26 protein-coding genes and 1 pseudogene are annotated in these 18,048 nt (G+C 33.7%); 25 read left to right on the forward strand and 2 right to left on the reverse strand.

The window, feature by feature from the left end:
• The first annotated feature begins 42 nt into the window (after positions 1-42).
• From alr to AC2LE6_RS02630, 9 genes are all read left to right on the forward strand, one after another.
• Positions 43-1,134 carry an alanine racemase gene (alr, locus tag AC2LE6_RS02590; RefSeq protein ID WP_484477683.1) on the forward strand — a complete coding sequence of 364 codons (1,092 nt, stop codon included), beginning with the start codon at positions 43-45 and terminating at the stop codon, positions 1,132-1,134.
• A complete protein-coding gene (arcA, locus tag AC2LE6_RS02595) occupies positions 1,131-2,345 on the forward strand; it encodes an arginine deiminase (protein WP_484477684.1) in 1,215 nt (404 codons plus the stop codon). The genes alr and arcA overlap by 4 nt, the downstream gene beginning before the upstream one ends.
• A 17-nt stretch (positions 2,346-2,362) precedes the next feature.
• Positions 2,363-3,379: an ornithine carbamoyltransferase gene (argF, locus tag AC2LE6_RS02600; RefSeq protein ID WP_484477685.1), complete on the forward strand. Its 1,017-nt coding sequence runs from the start codon at positions 2,363-2,365 to the stop codon at positions 3,377-3,379.
• 1 nt (position 3,380) lies between these two features.
• A complete protein-coding gene (gene arcC / locus AC2LE6_RS02605) occupies positions 3,381-4,292 on the forward strand; it encodes a carbamate kinase (protein ID WP_484477686.1) in 912 nt (303 codons plus the stop codon).
• Between the two features lie 187 nt (positions 4,293-4,479).
• On the forward strand, positions 4,480-6,180 hold the full coding sequence (locus AC2LE6_RS02610) for a hypothetical protein (RefSeq protein WP_484477687.1): 1,701 nt from the start codon (positions 4,480-4,482) through the stop codon (positions 6,178-6,180).
• A gap of 74 nt (positions 6,181-6,254) precedes the next feature.
• A complete protein-coding gene (locus AC2LE6_RS02615; RefSeq protein ID WP_484477688.1) occupies positions 6,255-7,370 on the forward strand; it encodes a hypothetical protein in 1,116 nt (371 codons plus the stop codon).
• Positions 7,371-7,394: 24 nt separating this feature from the next.
• Positions 7,395-7,805, forward strand: coding sequence for a VOC family protein (locus tag AC2LE6_RS02620; RefSeq protein WP_484477689.1), 411 nt, complete (start codon positions 7,395-7,397; stop codon positions 7,803-7,805).
• Positions 7,806-7,821: 16 nt separating this feature from the next.
• The gene (locus AC2LE6_RS02625) at positions 7,822-8,079 is read left to right on the forward strand and encodes a hypothetical protein (RefSeq protein WP_484477690.1); all 258 of its coding nucleotides are present in this window, start codon (positions 7,822-7,824) and stop codon (positions 8,077-8,079) included.
• 73 nt (positions 8,080-8,152) lie between these two features.
• Complete coding sequence (locus AC2LE6_RS02630; protein ID WP_484477691.1) at positions 8,153-8,572, forward strand: WapI family immunity protein; 420 nt, start codon at positions 8,153-8,155, stop codon at positions 8,570-8,572.
• A 23-nt stretch (positions 8,573-8,595) separates the two neighbouring features.
• Here the strand turns inward: AC2LE6_RS02630 and AC2LE6_RS02635 are convergent, their stop codons facing one another.
• Together AC2LE6_RS02635 and AC2LE6_RS02640 are read right to left on the reverse strand one after the other, a co-directional pair.
• Entirely contained in the window at positions 8,596-9,033 is a 438-nt protein-coding gene (locus AC2LE6_RS02635) for a type II secretion system protein (RefSeq protein ID WP_484477692.1), read from the reverse strand.
• A gap of 70 nt (positions 9,034-9,103) precedes the next feature.
• A complete protein-coding gene (locus tag AC2LE6_RS02640) occupies positions 9,104-9,718 on the reverse strand; it encodes a Crp/Fnr family transcriptional regulator (RefSeq protein ID WP_484477693.1) in 615 nt (204 codons plus the stop codon).
• A 93-nt stretch (positions 9,719-9,811) separates the two neighbouring features.
• Between AC2LE6_RS02640 and AC2LE6_RS02645 the strand changes: the two genes are divergently transcribed.
• The 16 genes and pseudogenes from AC2LE6_RS02645 to rplE all read left to right on the forward strand — a co-directional run bounded on the left by AC2LE6_RS02645 (position 9,812) and on the right by rplE (position 18,038).
• Complete coding sequence (locus tag AC2LE6_RS02645) at positions 9,812-10,759, forward strand: MqnA/MqnD/SBP family protein (RefSeq protein ID WP_484477694.1); 948 nt, start codon at positions 9,812-9,814, stop codon at positions 10,757-10,759.
• On the forward strand, positions 10,752-11,504 hold the full coding sequence (locus AC2LE6_RS02650; protein WP_484477695.1) for an ABC transporter permease: 753 nt from the start codon (positions 10,752-10,754) through the stop codon (positions 11,502-11,504). The genes AC2LE6_RS02645 and AC2LE6_RS02650 overlap by 8 nt, the downstream gene beginning before the upstream one ends.
• Before the next feature lie 221 nt (positions 11,505-11,725).
• Positions 11,726-12,031, forward strand: coding sequence for a 30S ribosomal protein S10 (gene rpsJ / locus AC2LE6_RS02655; protein WP_484477696.1), 306 nt, complete (start codon positions 11,726-11,728; stop codon positions 12,029-12,031).
• Positions 12,032-12,049: 18 nt separating this feature from the next.
• A pseudogene (gene rplC / locus AC2LE6_RS02660) lies at positions 12,050-12,673 on the forward strand (50S ribosomal protein L3); the annotation flags it as partial.
• Between the two features lie 126 nt (positions 12,674-12,799).
• Positions 12,800-13,423 carry a 50S ribosomal protein L4 gene (rplD, locus tag AC2LE6_RS02665; RefSeq protein ID WP_484477697.1) on the forward strand — a complete coding sequence of 208 codons (624 nt, stop codon included), beginning with the start codon at positions 12,800-12,802 and terminating at the stop codon, positions 13,421-13,423.
• A complete protein-coding gene (gene rplW, locus AC2LE6_RS02670) occupies positions 13,423-13,707 on the forward strand; it encodes a 50S ribosomal protein L23 (protein ID WP_484477698.1) in 285 nt (94 codons plus the stop codon). The genes rplD and rplW overlap by 1 nt, the downstream gene beginning before the upstream one ends.
• 19 nt (positions 13,708-13,726) lie before the next feature.
• The gene (rplB, locus tag AC2LE6_RS02675) at positions 13,727-14,554 is read left to right on the forward strand and encodes a 50S ribosomal protein L2 (protein ID WP_484477699.1); all 828 of its coding nucleotides are present in this window, start codon (positions 13,727-13,729) and stop codon (positions 14,552-14,554) included.
• Between the two features lie 16 nt (positions 14,555-14,570).
• Positions 14,571-14,849, forward strand: coding sequence for a 30S ribosomal protein S19 (rpsS, locus tag AC2LE6_RS02680; protein WP_484477700.1), 279 nt, complete (start codon positions 14,571-14,573; stop codon positions 14,847-14,849).
• Positions 14,850-14,858: 9 nt separating this feature from the next.
• Entirely contained in the window at positions 14,859-15,194 is a 336-nt protein-coding gene (gene rplV / locus AC2LE6_RS02685; RefSeq protein WP_484477701.1) for a 50S ribosomal protein L22, read from the forward strand.
• 12 nt (positions 15,195-15,206) lie between these two features.
• Positions 15,207-15,860 (forward strand): 30S ribosomal protein S3, encoded by a 654-nt coding sequence (rpsC, locus tag AC2LE6_RS02690; RefSeq protein ID WP_484477702.1) that lies wholly within the window; start codon positions 15,207-15,209, stop codon positions 15,858-15,860.
• Positions 15,860-16,288, forward strand: a complete 429-nt coding sequence (rplP, locus tag AC2LE6_RS02695) for a 50S ribosomal protein L16 (protein WP_484477703.1) — start codon at positions 15,860-15,862, stop codon at positions 16,286-16,288. The genes rpsC and rplP overlap by 1 nt, the downstream gene beginning before the upstream one ends.
• On the forward strand, positions 16,278-16,463 hold the full coding sequence (gene rpmC, locus AC2LE6_RS02700; protein ID WP_484477704.1) for a 50S ribosomal protein L29: 186 nt from the start codon (positions 16,278-16,280) through the stop codon (positions 16,461-16,463). The genes rplP and rpmC overlap by 11 nt, the downstream gene beginning before the upstream one ends.
• A 17-nt stretch (positions 16,464-16,480) precedes the next feature.
• Entirely contained in the window at positions 16,481-16,735 is a 255-nt protein-coding gene (rpsQ, locus tag AC2LE6_RS02705; RefSeq protein ID WP_484477705.1) for a 30S ribosomal protein S17, read from the forward strand.
• Positions 16,736-16,761: 26 nt separating this feature from the next.
• Positions 16,762-17,130 (forward strand): 50S ribosomal protein L14, encoded by a 369-nt coding sequence (rplN, locus tag AC2LE6_RS02710; protein ID WP_484477706.1) that lies wholly within the window; start codon positions 16,762-16,764, stop codon positions 17,128-17,130.
• 16 nt (positions 17,131-17,146) lie between these two features.
• Positions 17,147-17,476, forward strand: coding sequence for a 50S ribosomal protein L24 (rplX, locus tag AC2LE6_RS02715; RefSeq protein ID WP_484477707.1), 330 nt, complete (start codon positions 17,147-17,149; stop codon positions 17,474-17,476).
• A gap of 22 nt (positions 17,477-17,498) precedes the next feature.
• Positions 17,499-18,038 carry a 50S ribosomal protein L5 gene (rplE, locus tag AC2LE6_RS02720; protein ID WP_484477708.1) on the forward strand — a complete coding sequence of 180 codons (540 nt, stop codon included), beginning with the start codon at positions 17,499-17,501 and terminating at the stop codon, positions 18,036-18,038.
• Positions 18,039-18,048: the final 10 nt, after the last annotated feature.

Below are 18,048 nucleotides of genomic sequence, written 5' to 3' on the forward strand. Positions count from 1 at the left end.
GTGTTTTGAGTTTAACAACGTCTAAATACGTGAAGAGAATATATGTCTAACCAGTTTAGACAAACCTATGCCGAGATACATCTTACCAATATTATTAGAAACTATATCAGTGTTTCAAAACTAGTACATCCTAGAATTGTAATCCCTGTTGTGAAGGCGAATGCTTACGGACATGGTGCAAAAGAGGTAACCACTCATTTAATCAATTACGGTGTTGACCATTTCGCAGTTAGTTTACTTGAAGAAGCAATAGAGTTAAGAGAATTAAATGAGTCTATTGATATTTTAGTAATGGGTCCAACAAACGCAGTTGATTACTACAATGCATCAATTCACAATATTACTGTTACTGTATCGAATATGGATCAAATTCGTTCTTTATCAGCATTAGAGTTTCCATTAAAAGTCCACATGAAGGTTGATACCGGAATGAACAGACTTGGTTTTAAAACCGATGAAGATATTATGGAAGCATTCAACATTCTAAAGAATTTACCAAAATCTATTCAATTAGAAGGATTATTTACACATTTCAGCACAGCTGACTGTGATAAAGATTATTTTGATATTCAGAAAAATAGATTTGATGATATTGCAAAAATGCTTAATTATGACTTTAAAATGATACATGCTAGTAATTCTAGTAGTTCTATTAAGTATGAAAACAGTATTGATTATACAACTCACACAAGACTAGGAATCAGTTTATATGGTCTCACTTTGGATAAGGACGTTGATTTCCTTAGAAGAACATACCGATTAGTAAGTCATATAGCCGAAATCAAACAATTGAAAAAAGGCGAAAAAGTGGGGTACGGGGCAACCTATACCGCAGAAGAAGATGAGTTAATTGGTGTCTTACCTATTGGATACGCGGATGGATTTATCCGTAAGAACCAAGGTGGAGACGTAGAAATTAACAATAAAAGATATAAAATAATTGGACGTATTTGTATGGATCAAATGTTTATTAAAATAGATGATTCCATTACAAAAGAAGATAAGGTAATATTAATGGGTGGACTTATAAGTATTGATGAAGTCGCAGACAGATTAGATACCATTAATTATGAAATTATTTGTCAAATTACATACAGAGTACCAAAGATATATAGAGAGGAGAAAAGAAGATGAAAATAGATGTTTTTTCAGAAATTGGAACACTAAAAACAGTATTACTTCATAGACCAGGAAAAGAACTAGAAAACCTAACTCCTGATATATTAGAACGTTTATTATTTGATGACATTCCATATTTAAAAGTAGCACAAGAAGAACATGATGCATTTGCTAAAGTACTACGTGATAACGGAGTAGAAGTACTATACATTAAAGATATGGTTGTAGAGGCTCTAAATCATCATCCAGAAGTAAAACAAAACTTTATTAGACACTTTGTAGAGGAATCTAGAATACGAAGTAACAGCGTAAAAGAAGCTGTATTTATGTACCTTGATAATCTACCAGTAAATCAAATGGTAGAAAAAGCAATTGAAGGTATTAGAAAACATGACATTACCTTTATAAAAGGAAATGGGATCATGGATATGTTAGAGGACGAATATCCGTTCTATACAGATCCAATGCCAAACATATTATTTCAGCGCGATCCATTTGCGACAATCGGAAATGGAATCGTAATCAATAAAATGTTCACAGAAGCTAGACAACGTGAAACAATATTAAGTGAATATATGTTTAATTATCATCCACGGTTTGAAGATGAGGAAATACCCAAATATATAGATCGTAATTATAGATATAATAGTGAGGGTGGAGATATGTTAGTGCTGAATGATGAAACACTAGCTATCGGAATCAGTAAACGTACAGATCCAAGAGCGATTGAACACTTAGCTAGAGAGTTATTTGCGGCTAATACAAGCTTTAAAACAATACTAGCGTTCAATATCCCTAAGACAAGAGCGTTTATGCATTTAGATACCGTATTCACTCAAATCGATTATGATAAATTTACGATACACCCAGGTATCATGAAAGAACTAACAATCTTTGAAATCACAAAAGACGGAGACCAATTAGAAGTATCAAAAGTAGTAACAACACTTGAAGATATATTAGAAAAACATTTAAGAAGACCAATCACATTAATCAACTGTGGTGGAGGAGATGTAATCACCTCAGGTCGTGAACAATGGAACGACGGAGCAAACACATTATGTATTGCACCTGGTGTTGTAATTGTTTATTCACGTAATCACGTAACAAATGAGATTCTAAGAAAAGAAGGCATTAAAGTACTTGAAATACCATCAAGTGAATTAAGCCGTGGTCGAGGTGGCCCAAGATGTATGAGTATGCCACTATCAAGACAGAAAATATAATTTAAAGGAGCAATATCATGGCAGTTAATTTAAGAGGAAGAAACTTTATCACTTTATTAGACTTTACACCTGAAGAAATCAAGTACATGTTAGACTTATCAAGAGACCTAAAAAGAGACAAATACTTAGGTCACGAACACAAACACTTAACAAACAAAAACATCGTAGTTCTATTCGCAAAAGATTCAACAAGAACAAGATGTGCATTTGAAGTTGGTGGAATGGATTTAGGTATGGGAGTTACTTACCTAGGACCAAACGGAAGCCAAATGAATAAAAAAGAATCGGTAGCAGATACAGCTAGAGTTTTAGGTAGAATGTATGACGGTATTGAGTTCAGAGGATACAAACACGCTGATGTTGAAACATTAGGAGAATATGCTGGTGTTCCTGTATGGAACGGATTAACTGATACATATCATCCAACTCAAATCTTAGCAGACTGGTTAACAATTATAGAACAAAAAGGTCATTTAAAAGGAATCAACTTTACATATGTTGGAGATGCCCAAAACAACATGGGTAACAGTTTAATGATCGGGGCAGCTAAAATGGGAATGAACTTCACAGCATTAGCTCCAAAATCATTATGGCCAAACCAAGAATTAGTAGATACATGTAAAGCTATCGCTTTAGAAACAGGAGCGACAATTACATTAACTGAAGATATCAACAAAGGAACCAAAGACGCAGACGTAATCTACACAGACGTTTGGGTATCAATGGGAGAACCTAAAGAAGTGTGGGAAGAGCGCGTTAAAATACTAGCTCCTTACCAAGTAAACATGGACATGATTAAAAAAGCCAAAGAAGACGTAACATTCATGCACTGCTTACCAGCATTCCATGATGTGAAAACTGATGTTGGTAGAGATATCGCAGAAAAATTAGGGAAAGAATACCCTGCAGTAGCCAACGGTGAAATGGAAGTTACTGATGAAGTATTCGAATCAAAACATTCAGTAGTATTTGATGAAGCAGAAAACAGAATGCATACAATCAAAGCTGTTATGTTAGCGACTATCGGTAGCTAACATGAGTAGAATCGTTGTAAGCTTAGGTGGTAATGCTCTTGGTAAAAACCCTATAGAACAAAAAGATTTATTAACACAAGTATCAAAACCAATCGTTGAATTAATTAAACAAGGTCACGAAGTAGTTATCGCACACGGTAATGGACCTCAAGTAGGAATGATTAACTTATCATTCACAGAATCAAATTCAACACCAAATATGCCGTTTCCTGAATGTGGAGCTATGAGCCAAGGTTATATTGGTTATCATATGCAAAACGCCATAGGAAACGAATTAACAGCACAAAACATTGATAAAACAATCGCATCAATCGTTACACAAGTACTAGTTGATGAAAATGATGAAGCATTCCAAAATCCAAGGAAACCAATTGGTTCATTCTATACAGAAGAAGAATCAAAAGTATTAGAAGAAACAATGGGGTACCAAATGGTTGAAGATAGTGGTCGTGGATATAGAAGAGTTGTACCTAGTCCAATGCCAATTGATGTAAAAGAGAAAGCTGTTATTAAATCATTATTAAAAGAAGGACATATCGTAATCACTGTTGGTGGTGGAGGTATTCCTGTTATCGATAAAAACGGATCACTTGAAGGAGTAGCTGCAGTTATTGATAAAGATAACGCATCTGCTAAATTAGCTGAGCTAATTAATGCTGATATGTTAGTCATCTTAACAGCGGTTGATAATGTATATATTAATTTCGGGAAAGAAAACAGCGAAGCATTAGAAACTGTTTCAATAGACCGTATCGAATCATTAATCAAAGAGAACCATTTTGCACCTGGTTCTATGCTTCCGAAAATCAATGCAACACTTAAATTTGCAAAGACTGGTAAGATATCAGTTATCGCATCTTTAAACAATGCAAAAGAAGCATTTAAACTAGAAGCAGGAACAATTATTAAGTAGGACATAAATGACATTCTCTGAATGTCATTTTTTTGTTATAATGAGTGTGATGGATAAATAATAATATAAAAGTAATTAAAAATAATTTCTTGTGAAGTGTATAATTTCAAGATATAATTAAGTATCTAATTGAATTTAGTAGTTATATATTTGTAGGGAATTCGATTAGGGAAGGGGAGTAATAGATATGAAAAAAACAATAGGTCTTATATTAATGATGATGGTTCTAGCATTGTCGGGATGTAAAGAAGAAATAAAAAATGAACCAGTGATAGAAGTAGAATCAAATACTGATGCACTGGTTAATTTTGAATTATCAAATGAAGTTTCCGACTTTCTTCTGGATAAGGATATCAAGTATGTAGATGATAGTGCAGGTTACATTTTCATTTCCTATACAGTTAATGAAGATGAGGAAGAAATGATTTGTATTAATCCTGACAAGGAAATTCAGTTCACGATTACTGGTGGATATAAGGATTTAGGTTTTTCTGGAAAATATGATTCACAGTTCCTGATTAATTACACAATTATAGGTGAGGATGGGGCACTTGGTTCTTTTGATGAAACTGGTGAGTTATTGTTCACGTTCGGTAACATATTCTATATGCAAATTGCAGCTAGTGACGATATGTGGTCTAGAGAAGTAATATATATGGGTGATGGGGCATTTGTATATATTGAGAAAGAAACTAGAGATTATGGTAATCAAACAATGAAGTTGGTTAGGCAAGATAAAGATGGTACTACAGTATTATTTGAGTTTTTAAGTTCTAACTTTGGATTGTTCGCAGGATATATTGAAGGTGATAGCTTTATGATTCATTATAGTTCTGAGTTTGTAAGTACAAGAATGGCAAGAGTCAGTATTGAGGGTACAGTTTTATACGACGAACCCACTCAATCAGGATGGGTTACATTCAAAGGTGATAATTTCGTTGTTAGTAGAACAAATGCACATACTATATTTGATTTAAATAACAATATTACTGGATCATTTAGTTCATTTGGGAGTATTTATAATATAGTGGATTATGATGGTTATACTGTTTTTACTACTTCTAAGGATGTGTGTACAGTAAATGATGATGGATCATTTCTTTGTGAGATTATTGAACCAGAGGAAGATGAAGAGGATATTTTATACACTTTTGAAGATGGAAGAAAGATTGTAAAAAGCATTGGACCAAACAATTATGCTATTGTAGAACTTGTCGATGGTGAAGATAGAATATCTTTAACATCTCATACATATATCAGAAATGTTATTGTTGAGAATGAACTGATACATGTGTCAGGACACTCTTATACAACTTACTATTATGAAGTATTTGATTTTGAGGGCAATATTGTTATGGAAGAAGATGGATTCCCAGGTATACTTATCGCGTTAAAAGATGATGGTAATTATATAGTGAATTACTGTGAACCAACTCCTCAAGTTCCGTTTATAATGGAGGATACAAATTGTGTTAAAGAAGTTGATTTTGATGGAAATATTATATGGGAGTTAGAAGATATTTCTCTTATCACTACAGTAGATCAATTTGGTGATAACTTAGTTATTAAGAGTGGTAATCATCAATGTGATATATTCGTTGGTAGTTATTACAATTGCTCATTAGTAGTCGTTTCATTTGATGGAGAATCAAGGTTTGATGTTAATGATGAATATAAGAGTGTAAATTCTTTATACAGTGAAGATGATTATATTTACATCATCGCTGTTGAAGAGAATGTATATGGCGAATATGGTCTTCATGGTGTTATATATAAATTGGATACTTCTATGAATATAGTTGGGGAATTTGAAATTGCATATATGAACGATGAGTATATCTATTATCTTAGCGAAGATTCACTTGTAAGATATTTATATACAAAATAGATTAAACGATTAAAAAGACATTCTAAGAATGTCTTTTTTTTGTTATAATAGAGATACAGAAAGAGGTGGGATGCATGCTGAAGAAAGTAGTATTAATTATTCTTATCGCAGTTATTGGAGTAGGTGTCTATCTTTATAGTAATGAATATCATATAAAGAGAGATAATTATGAACTGATAGGACAGGCATATTTTTTAGGGACAGAAAACAAGAATCCATTTGTAGTAATGGATAGTGGTTCTTTGTTAAACCCAAATGAATCTGATGTTTATGAGTATAACGATGATTCATTTAAAAAGGTGTTTACTTATCAGTACGGTGCAGTCCATTTAATCCATGATGAGATATTTGGGATAACCAAAGAAGAACCTTCAAGTGATTATGAGTTTCAAAGAATAGATATTGAAACTGGAGTAATCACCGATGTTAGCTATACTGGAGAAATTAAAGAGAGTATTAATAGAGGTCGTTTCTTTGATGTAATCGATGATAATGATGATGTAATTATTATTCATCATGAGTTTACTGATACTGTTGATGGTGAATATGTAAGTGAACAATATATATACGTTGTTGATAAGGCATTAAATGAAATTACTAAGATGTACGATTTGTCTGACTATGGAGTCTTAATGTATAACAATGCAAATGACATTCTACTTGAAGATGATAAGATAGTATTTATCGCTAACAAATTTGAAGATAGAGAAGATATAGTATCGATTGATTATGAGACAGACGAAGTAACAAGGGAGACTGTGGATCAGTATGGTCCTGTTCAGTTTTTAAATGGGAAATACTGTTTGATTTCAAAAGATCACAGAATGAATAACACATGTAGAACAATCCCAGAAGGGAAGGAAATCTTCTTGATTGAGTTATTAAGTGATATTGAGTTTAATGTAGAGTTACTTTATGATCAAGAATACGTTTATATTAGATTCGGAAACTTACTGGAAACGTATGATTTAAATGGAGTAATGATATCACAAAATGAAATTGAACGTTCATGGAAATATGTTTTGTATGATGATCACGAACTGGTTTATACAAAAGCTTATGAACAAGGATCTTTCTTTATTAGATCAGTGATTGAAGTAGTATATTACGATATATTAGAAGACGAAGTAACAAAACGATCAAAACCAAAAGCAATTCCAACAACGAATGAAGAAATTAGTGGAGTATAAATAAAGTATAGGAGAGGTGACATTATGGGTAAAGCAGTAGGTATTGGTGGTATATTTCTACAATTTAAAGGTGATGAAAAAGAACTATTTAATTGGTATCAAGCAAACTTAGGGCTTGCTATGTCTCCGTATGGAACTGGGTTTATTGAAGGAGAACAACTTGTGTTGTTATCATTCAAAAGAAGTAGTGAGACAGGACCATATATTAATTTTAGAGTAGACAATATTCAAGAATTAATGGTTAAGTTCAAAAGTGAAGGATTAAAAATCATTTCTGATACACAAGTCTTTGATTACGGAAAGTTTTCACAAGTAGAAGATCCATTTGGTAATATTATTGAACTATGGGAACCAAATGTTGATGTGTATAAGAAAATGGTTAAGAAAGAAATAGATGCATATAAAGAAAAAATGGAAATCAAAAAGATTGATTAAATACTAGGGGGATACTATGAAAGAACAACTAAGAATACTAGACAAGAAACTATACAGATTATCAGTTAGAATTACTTATGGAATTATCTTTATATTTGTAGCACTTATTGTAAACATTTTACCGATATTTGAAGAATTTCAATTAATGTTATTTATGTTAATTGGTGTAGTAGCGATTGTTATGATCACAGTTTGGATATTAAAAACAATTGATCTAACAAGAAGAGTAATTGGAAATATAGTCGATAATGAAATGAAAGAAAAAGCACTGTAACGTGCTTTTTTATTTTTCGGTTATATCCTTTTTTTCTTGGTTATGTTAGAATAGTCTTATTGGAGGAATCATCATGCTTACATTAAAAGATATATTACTAAAAACAAATGATGACAGTGTTCATTTACTGATTACTGACATCCAGATAGAAGAAGACCAAAAGTTAAATAACACAGTCTTCAAAATCCATATTAAGAACCATATGTTTGATGTTGTTAGTGAAACACTATCAATGCATTCTAAACACTTAATTAAGTTCTTGCATGAATTAAGTGATGTCTATTTCAATCAACAAGGTGAGACATCAATAGAGAGCTTAGAAGGTAATCTTGAAGTTAAGTTTAAATATACTTACGGGGGATTTATTGGTGTAACTGGCTTCTTGAGTGAAATGATAGGTGAGAACAAAATCACTTTTGATTATGCTTTGGATCAAACATGTTTCAAGGAAATTAAGACTTACTTGAAAGAAACAGTATTACTTATAAAATAAAAACAGCCAATTTGGCTGTTTTTTTAGTCTAAAGTAAATGTACGTATATCAACTGCGGTTTTATCTTCATCCCAGTAGAAGATAGTAACTTCATCTCCTGATATTCTGAAGTAGAACCTATAAAAATTACCATTTTTATTATGGTTATTTTGGGCTATTTCTGCTTGAGGCTCAACACGGTTATCAATATATCCCGCTAAATCTTCAAAGAACCACCCACCTGTTCCTACATACGAGCGGTCTGAAATTGTGTTATAGAACTTATTATTAACGATTTCAATATCGCCATTATAGTATGCTTGCTTTAATGCGTTTTCTAGAATTATGGCATTTTGTTCATCTACACCGTCTTGTGTATTTTTTATTATGTTACCAACACTGGTTATGGTGAATCCGGCAATGATAGCCATTACGACAATAACTATTAATAATTCAACTAATGTTAGACCTTTGTTTCCCACGCTATCACTCCTTTATATTCATATTAATTTCAAATAATATTGTATCACGCACACATTGTTAAATCAAGAATCACAAAAGTGTAATTGAGTTTCTATCATAATCAATCAAACCATCTGTTTTCATGTTTGATAGTTCCCTCGATAAAGAAGGACGTTGAATGAATAGTTTATTTGCTAATTCTTCTTTTGTCATATTTAGTAATATTCTTTGCTTTTTCTGCTTTCTTTTTTCTTGTTGAAGGTAAAATATAATTTTGTCTCGTATACTCTCTTGAGATAACAGTTTTGAATTGATATTCATTTCATAAGCTTTCTCACTTAACACTGAAAGAAAATTCTTTAATAAATCATGATCATTATAGAGGAATTGTTGAAACTCGTTGTTTGGTATAAATGCTACTTTTGTTTCACCTTGAGTTATCAGATTTCCAGGATATGACTTTTCTTGACTTCCATAGATTAAAACATCTCCAAATAATTGCCCTGGATTTAGTGTATTTAAGGTAAAGTTTTTACCACCAAGGCTATAGGCTTTGATATGGATTTTACCTTCTAAAACAATTCCTAAGGCGGTGCTTAAATCACCTTCCAAAGCAATTGTAAAGCGGTTCGGAAACTGAACTATATTAATGTTGTTTGTGTCAATACGAGTGTTTTTGAATAGGGTACAGTCTTGTAATTTCACGTTATCACCTCTTTGTAACATAGGTTACACTTTTATTTTACCATATATTGTAATATAATAAGTAAAAATACATAAAAAGAAAAGGGAGATTACGTGAAAAAATTACTTAGTTTGTTTTTGGTAGTAGCATTACTTGTTACTGTATCAGGATGTAAAAAGGAAGATGTAAATTTAAAAATTATGGCTCCAATCGGAAGTCCAGCATTAGCTCAAACATATATGGAGAGTACGTTACCTAGTCTAGGAGATAATGTAACATATGAGATTGAAGTAGTGTCTGGAGTAGATCCTCTAGTAGCAGCATTTACTAGTGGGAGTCATGATATTATTTATGCACCAACTAACTTAGGGGCAAAGTTAGTAAGTACAGGTGTTGATTATCAGTTAGCAGCAACAGTAGTATGGGGTAACTTATACTTGGCAACTGGTACAGATGATACATTTGATTTATCAGATTTAGATGGAAAAACAATTGTAGTATTTGGAGAGAATGCAACTCCTCATATTATTTTAAAGGCAATATTAGATAACGAAACATATACAGTTCCACCAGTACTAGAATTCGTTGATAGTGCAGGAACTGCAAATGCAACATTGATTCAAGATCCAAGTAAAATCGTTTTACTTGCTGAACCTGTATTAAGCGTAGCGTCATTACCAAGTAATGTAGCTAATTTAAAATCAATCAATTTACAAGTTGCTTGGGAAAATTTAACTGGAGATTCTAGTTATCCTCAAGCAGGTATATTTGTTAAGACTGGTTTAGATAGTGACGCGGTTGATGCATATTTAGAACAAGTTGAATTATCAATTGAAGCAGCTTTAAATGATCCAGCAGCTGTTGCACAAATGGGTGAAGATTTAGGGTACACATTCCCTTTACCTGTAATGACGTCTGCAATCCCAAGAAGTAATTTAGAATTTGTAACTGCAATTGATTCAAAAACTGCTTTAGAAGCATACTTTTCTTATATTATAGACTTTAATGCAGCGTTAATCGGAGGAGCCTTACCAGAAGACGACTTCTACTACGGTGAATAAAAGAGTACCCAGAGTAGAAAAACTATTCGGGATTCTAAGTGTTGTCATAGTAATTGTCTTATGGCAGTTAACATCTTTGCGCTGGAATCACGTATCATTTTATCCCACTCCGTTTAAAGTACTTAAAGAATTGGTTAATTTATTAACCGATGGGCAAACGTATATAATACTATTAACATCATTCAAACGATTATTTATAGCACTTGCTGTATCAACTGTTTTTGGTACGTTCTTCGGTTTATTTGCCGGATTACATTATCAGGTAGCAGCACTTTTAAAACCAATCGTTGTAGCACTTAGAACAATCCCCGTAATATCAATAGTAGTAATTCTATTAATGATGTATGGGAATGTAGCTAGTTTATACATCATAATCTTTTTACTGATATTCCCAATTATCTATCAATCACAACTAGATGGAATCAGGAATATAGATGGTGTATTACTCGAAGTGTTAAAACTAGATTGTGATAAATGTAGTTTCCCAGCAGTTAGAATGGTATTCTTTCCACTGGCACTACCACATTTAAGAACCGGTATCCTACAGTCTATAGGGCTTGGTATAAAGGTTTTAGTCATGGCTGAGTTCATAGCTCAAACAAAGATCAGTATAGGGCGGGAAATGATTGCGAGTAAAAACTTATTAAATTACTCAAATATTTTTGCCTGGACATTGATATTAGTATTCTTTGTTTTGATCGTGGAACACTATGTTAATAAGTACATCAAGTATACAAAAATTTAGCCTTATATATAATATAGAAAAAGCAGATTTAAAATAGATTAAAAAAAAACTAAAAAAGTCCTTGCAATAGGATTTTTTTTTTTGCTATTATGTTCAAGACTCTCGCCAGAGTCGGGCTACGAAGTGTGAGGTTGCCGACACACCGAGACGCGTTGTCTTGTGTATCGGGTCATTCATACCGAGCAAGTCTATATTTAATATAGGCGAAAGGAGGAAATTAAATGGCAAGTCAAAAAATTAGAATTAGATTGAAATCTTATGATCACAGATTATTAGATCAATCAGCTCAAAAGATTGTTGATACAGCGAAGAAAACCGGAGCTAAAATCAGTGGACCAATTCCACTTCCTACAGAAAAGGAAATATTTACAATCTTGAGATCAGTTCACGTTAATAAGACATCTCGTGAACAATTTGAAAGACGTACACATAAACGTCTTATCGATATTGCGGATCCAACTCCAGCAACTATCGACAGTTTGATGCACTTAGATTTACCATCTGGTGTAGACATAGTTTTAAAATAAATTATAGGAGGTAGACTCATGGCCAAAGGTATCTTAGGAACAAAAGTTGGTATGACACAAATCTTCAACGAAGACGGGAAATTAGTACCGGTAACAGTTGTAGCGTGTGAACCAAACGTAGTTCTACAAAAGAAAACAATGGAAAATGATGGATATGAAGCTATTCAATTAGGCTTCAAAACAAAAAGAGTTAAATTAGCAAACAAACCTGAATTAGGGCACGTAGCTAAAGCAGACTCAGCACCTAAGCGCTACTTAAGAGAAGTTAAGGGACATGAACTTTATAACTTCGAAGTAGGTCAAGAGATTAGTGTAAATATATTTAATGAAGGTGAAACAGTAGATGTTACTGGGACTTCAAAAGGTAAAGGATTCCAAGGTTCGATCAAGAGACATAATCAACACACAGGACCAATGGGGCACGGATCTCACTATCACAGAGGACCTGGTTCTATGGGATCAGTTGATCCAAACCACGTAAGAAAAGGTAAATTATTACCTGGACATATGGGTGTAGACACAGTAACTATCCAAAACCTAGAGATAGTAAAAGTAGATACAGAAAGAAACTTATTATTAGTAAGCGGTTCTGTACCTGGACCAAGAAGAGGGCTTGTATTTGTAAGACGCGGAATCAAAGCTGAGAGCATTGATGCTTTAAACCCAGCAGACTTCGTAACAGCAGTAGAAGCACCAGCAGTAGAAGAAGTATTAGAAACAGAAGCTCAAGAGGCTCAAGAATAATCAAATCTGAAAGGAGGATTTATCATGCCTAAAGTTGCATTGTTAAGTCAAGCAGGACAAAACGTTGGAGATATTGAATTATTAGATTCAGTATTCGGTATTGAACCAAACCAACAAGCTTTATACGATGTCGTTAAAGCACAAAGAGCTGCAATGCGTCAAGGAACTCACAAGACTAAAACTCGTACAGAAGTTCGTGGTGGTGGACGTAAGCCATGGAAACAAAAAGGAACAGGACGCGCGAGATCAGGGAGTACTAGATCACCTTTATGGACTGGCGGAGGAGTTGTATTTGGACCTTCACCAAGAGATTATAGTGTGAAAGTAAATAGAAAAGTTCGTAGACTAGCATTAAAATCAGTTCTATCACAAAAATTAAGTGATGAAAAATTAAGAGTATTAGACAAATTAGAATTATCAGAAATTAAAACTAAAGGAATGACTGAAGTTTTAAATAGTTTAGAAGTATCTGGTAAAGTTGCATTCATTTGTAAAGACGCAAATGAAAACGCAGCAATGTCAGCAAGAAACATACCAGGAGTTACTGTAACAACTGCATCACACGTTAGTGTGTATGAATTAATGAATTTCAAAACAGTAGTTGTAACAGCAGACGCGGTTAAATTCTACGAGGAGGTGCTTGGATAATGTTAGCAAGTGAAATTATCAAAAGACCTATCATCACAGAAAAATCAATGTTATTGGTTGAAGAATTAAATAAATACACATTCAGCGTTGATAAAAGAGCAAATAAAGTTCAAATCAAAAAAGCTGTTGAAGAATTATTCGATGTGAAAGTAACAAAAGTAAATAAAATAAAAACTGCTCCTAAAATGAAGAGAGTAGGACAACACTCAGGTTTCAAAGCAGAAGTTGTGAAAGCAGTGGTTACACTAGCAAAAGACAACAAAATTGAAATCTTTGCAGCATAACAATTAAGGAGGTTATCTTATGGCTTTAAAGAAATATAAAGCGATAACGAATGGTTTACGTCATATGACAAGTCTTGATTTCGCAGAAATCACAACTGACAAACCAGAAAAGTCTTTATTAACTAAGTTAAATAAAAGATCTGGACGTAATAACCAAGGTAAAATTACAGTTCGTCACCAAGGTGGAGGAGCTAAAAGAAAATACCGTCTTATCGACTTTAAAAGAAATAAAGACAACGTTCCTGGTAAAGTTGCAACAATCGAATATGATCCTAACCGTACAGCAAATATTGCTTTAATCAATTACGCTGATGGGGAGAAAAGATATATCTTAGCTCCAAAAGGATTACAAGTTGGAATGACAATTGAATCAGGAATCAAAGCAGATATCATTGTTGGTAATACATTACCATTAATGAACATCCCAGTAGGGACAGTAATTCATAATATCGAATTACATCCAGGACACGGTGGCCAAATGGCTCGTAGTGCTGGAGCAAGCGCTCAAATATTAGGGCGTGAAGAAAGATATGTATTAGTACGTTTAACTAGTGGAGAAGTTCGTAAAGTATTAAATACTTGTAGAGCTACAATCGGTGTTGTTGGGAATGAAGAACATTCTAACGTTAACTGGGGTAAAGCTGGTCGTATGAGACATAAAGGTGTTAGACCTACAGTTCGTGGTAGTGTTATGAACCCAGTAGACCATCCACACGGTGGTGGAGAAGGACGTCAGCCAATTGGTAAAAAAGGTCCTGTTACTCCTTGGGGTAAACCTGCACTTGGATTAAAAACTAGAAACAAAAATAAAGCTAGCAATAAATATATTGTTAGACGTAAGAAATAGAAAGGAGCACCTATAAATGTCAAGATCAATTAAAAAAGGTCCATTCTGTGACGATCACTTAATGAAAAAAGTTGAAGCTTTAAACGTAAGTAAAAAGAAAACTGTTATTCAAACGTGGTCTAGAAGATCAACAATCTTCCCAGAATTCATTGGACACACAATCGCAGTTTATAACGGGAAAGAACATATACCTGTTTATGTACAAGAAGATATGGTTGGACACAAATTAGGAGAGTTTGCTCCTACTAGAAATCAACGTGGACACGAAAAAGACAAAAAGGCTAATAGAAAGTAGAGGAGAACTATGGAATCAAGAGCACAAGCAAAAATGGTACGTATCTCTTCTCGAAAAGTTAAATTAGTTATTGATTTAGTAAGAGGAAAATCTTTAGGAGAAGCAATGAACATTTTAAACTTTACAACTAAAGCAGCATCTCCAATCGTTTCTAAATTATTATTATCAGCTGCAGCTAATGCAGAACACAATTTCAACATGGATATCGAGAAGTTATTCGTAAAAGAAATCTATGTAGGCGAAGGTCCTACATTAAAAAGAATTAGACCAAGAGCACAAGGTCGTGCAACACAAATCTTAAAAAGAACCAGCCACATTACAGCAGTAGTGGCTGAGAAAGAGTAAGGAGGGAATCTTATGGGTCAAAAAGTAAGTCCGGTCGGTTTAAGAATTGGAATTATCAGAGATTGGGATTCTCGCTGGTACGCAGATAAAAATGATGTAGCTGATTTACTTCAAGAAGATTTAAAAATCAGAGCATTATTAGAAGAGTTCTATGCGAACTCAAGTGTATCAAGAATTGAAATCGAAAGAAGCAAGGGTAGAGTTATCATTATCGTTCACACTGCTAAACCAGGTATGGTTATCGGTAGAGATGGTAGTGTTAAGAAAGCCGTTGTTGATAAGTTACAAGCTTTATCAGGTAAAGAAGTTTTCATTAACGTGAAAGAAATCAAAAGACCTGAAAAAGATGCTAAATTAGTAGCTGACAGTATCGCTTATCAATTAGAAAACAGAGCATCATTCCGTCGTGTTCAGAAAATGGCTATTCAAAGAGCTATGCGTTCTGGAGCAAAAGGATGTAAAACTTTAGTTTCTGGTAGATTAGGTGGAGCTGAAATGGCAAGAAGCGAAGGATACAGTGAAGGTAATGTTCCATTACATACATTACGTGCTGATATCGATTACGCTGCTGCTGAAGCAGATACTACTTATGGTAAATTAGGAATTAAAGTATGGATCTATAAAGGTGAAGTACTTCCTAACAAAAACAGAGGAGGTAAGAAGTAATGTTAACTCCTAAAAGATTAAAGTACAGAAGACCTCATAGAGTATCTTATGAAGGTAAAGCCAAAGGTGGAACTACGGTTGCATTTGGTGAATTTGGATTAATGTCTATGCAAGGTGCATGGATTACTAACCGTCAAATAGAGGCAGCTCGTGTTGCTATGACAAGATATATGAAACGTCAAGGAAAAGTATGGATTCGTATTTTCCCTCATATGGCGAAAACAGCAAAACCATTAGAAGTACGTATGGGATCTGGTAAAGGTTCTCCAGACGGATTTGTAGCGGTTGTTAAACAAGGTGTTATAATGTTCGAAATTGCAGGAGTATCTGAAGAAGTGGCTAGAGAAGCATTGCGTCTTGCTCAACACAAACTACCTGTAAGAACTAAATTCATTAGAAAAGAAAGTGGTGATTCTAGTGCTAGCTAAAGATATCAGAGAATGGGACACTACAAAAATCAACGAAGAAATCGTTGTTTTGAAAAAAGAGCTATTTGACCTTCGCTTTCAACAAGCGACAGGACAATTAGAAAACACTGCTCGTATTAGTAAAGTTAAGAAAGACATTGCAAGAATGAAAACTATTCTTAACGAAAGAGCTTAGGCGAGAGGAGAAAACTTATGGAACGTAATAAGAGAAGAATACTTAGCGGTACTGTAGTTTCAGCTTCAGGAGACAAAACAGTTTCAGTTATGGTACAAAGTTATAGAAAACACCGTTTATACGGTAAAAGAGTATTACAAACCAAAAAATTCGCTACGCATGATGAAGAAAATGTATGTGAAGTTGGAGACGTAGTACGTATTGTGGAAACTCGTCCATTATCAAAATCGAAGAGATTCCGTTTATTAGAAGTATTAGAGAAACAATCTTAATATAGAGCGTAAAAGGAGGAATTATAATGATTCAACAAGAATCTAGGTTAAAAATTGCTGATAACTCTGGAGCTCGTGAAGTCTTAACTATTAAGGTTTTAGGAGGTACTGGACGTAAATACGCTAGTATCGGAGATATCATTACAGTTACTGTTAAACACGCTTCTCCTGGTGGACAAGTTAAAAAGGGAGACGTAGTAAAAGCAGTAATCGTTAGAACAAAAAGAGAAGTTCGTCGTAAAGACGGATCATACATCAAATTTGATGATAATGCAGCAGTAATCTTAAAGGACGACAAATCACCTCGTGGTACTCGTATCTTTGGACCTGTAGCAAGAGAGTTACGTGAAAAAGGATTTATGAAAATCGTTTCACTAGCTCCAGAAGTATTATAAGAGTAGGAGGAAACTGATGAAGATTAAAAAAGGAGATACTGTTAAAGTTATTAGCGGTGCAAACCTTGGTAAAGAAGGTAAAGTCTTAAAAGTTTATCCTAAAGCGAACAAATTAATCGTTGAAGGTGTAAACATAATCAAAAAACATGCAAAACCTACACAAAACCATCCTGATGGTGGAATCTTAGAATACGAAGCTCCATTCAACGCTTCTAACGTAATGATCGTTGAGAAGAAGACTGGTATTACAAGAGTAGGATACAAATTTGTTACAGAAACTACGAAAACTGGAGAAGTAACAAAAAAAGTGAGATATTCTAAAAAATCTGGTGAGGTATTAGACTAATCAGAAAGGAGGCTTTACGCATATGAATCGCTTACAAGAGAAATATCAAAAGAGCGTTGTTCCATCTTTAGTTGAAAAGTTTAACTATAAATCAGTAATGCAGGCTCCTCAAGTTGATAAGATTGTTATTAACATGGGTGTTGGAGACTCAATTACAAATTCTAAAGCATTAGATGACGCAGTAAATGAAATGACGCAAATAACAGGTCAAAAGCCTATTATTACAAAAGCAAAAAAATCAATCGCAAACTTCAAATTAAGAGAAGGTATGCCTATTGGTTGTAAGGTAACATTACGTGGACCAAGAATGTTCGAATTCCTAGACAAACTAGTTTCGATCGCACTTCCACGAGTTAGAGACTTCCAAGGAGTTTCAAACAAAGCATTCGACGGTAGAGGTAACTTTACTTTAGGTGTTAAAGAACAATTAATCTTCCCTGAAATTAATTACGACAAAGTAAATAGAGTAAGAGGAATGGATATTGTTATAGTTACAACGGCTAACACAGACTTAGAGGCAAAAGAATTATTATCGCAGCTAGGTATGCCGTTTAAAAAATAAGGAGGAAACA

Source organism: Candidatus Izemoplasma sp., assembly GCF_982632705.1.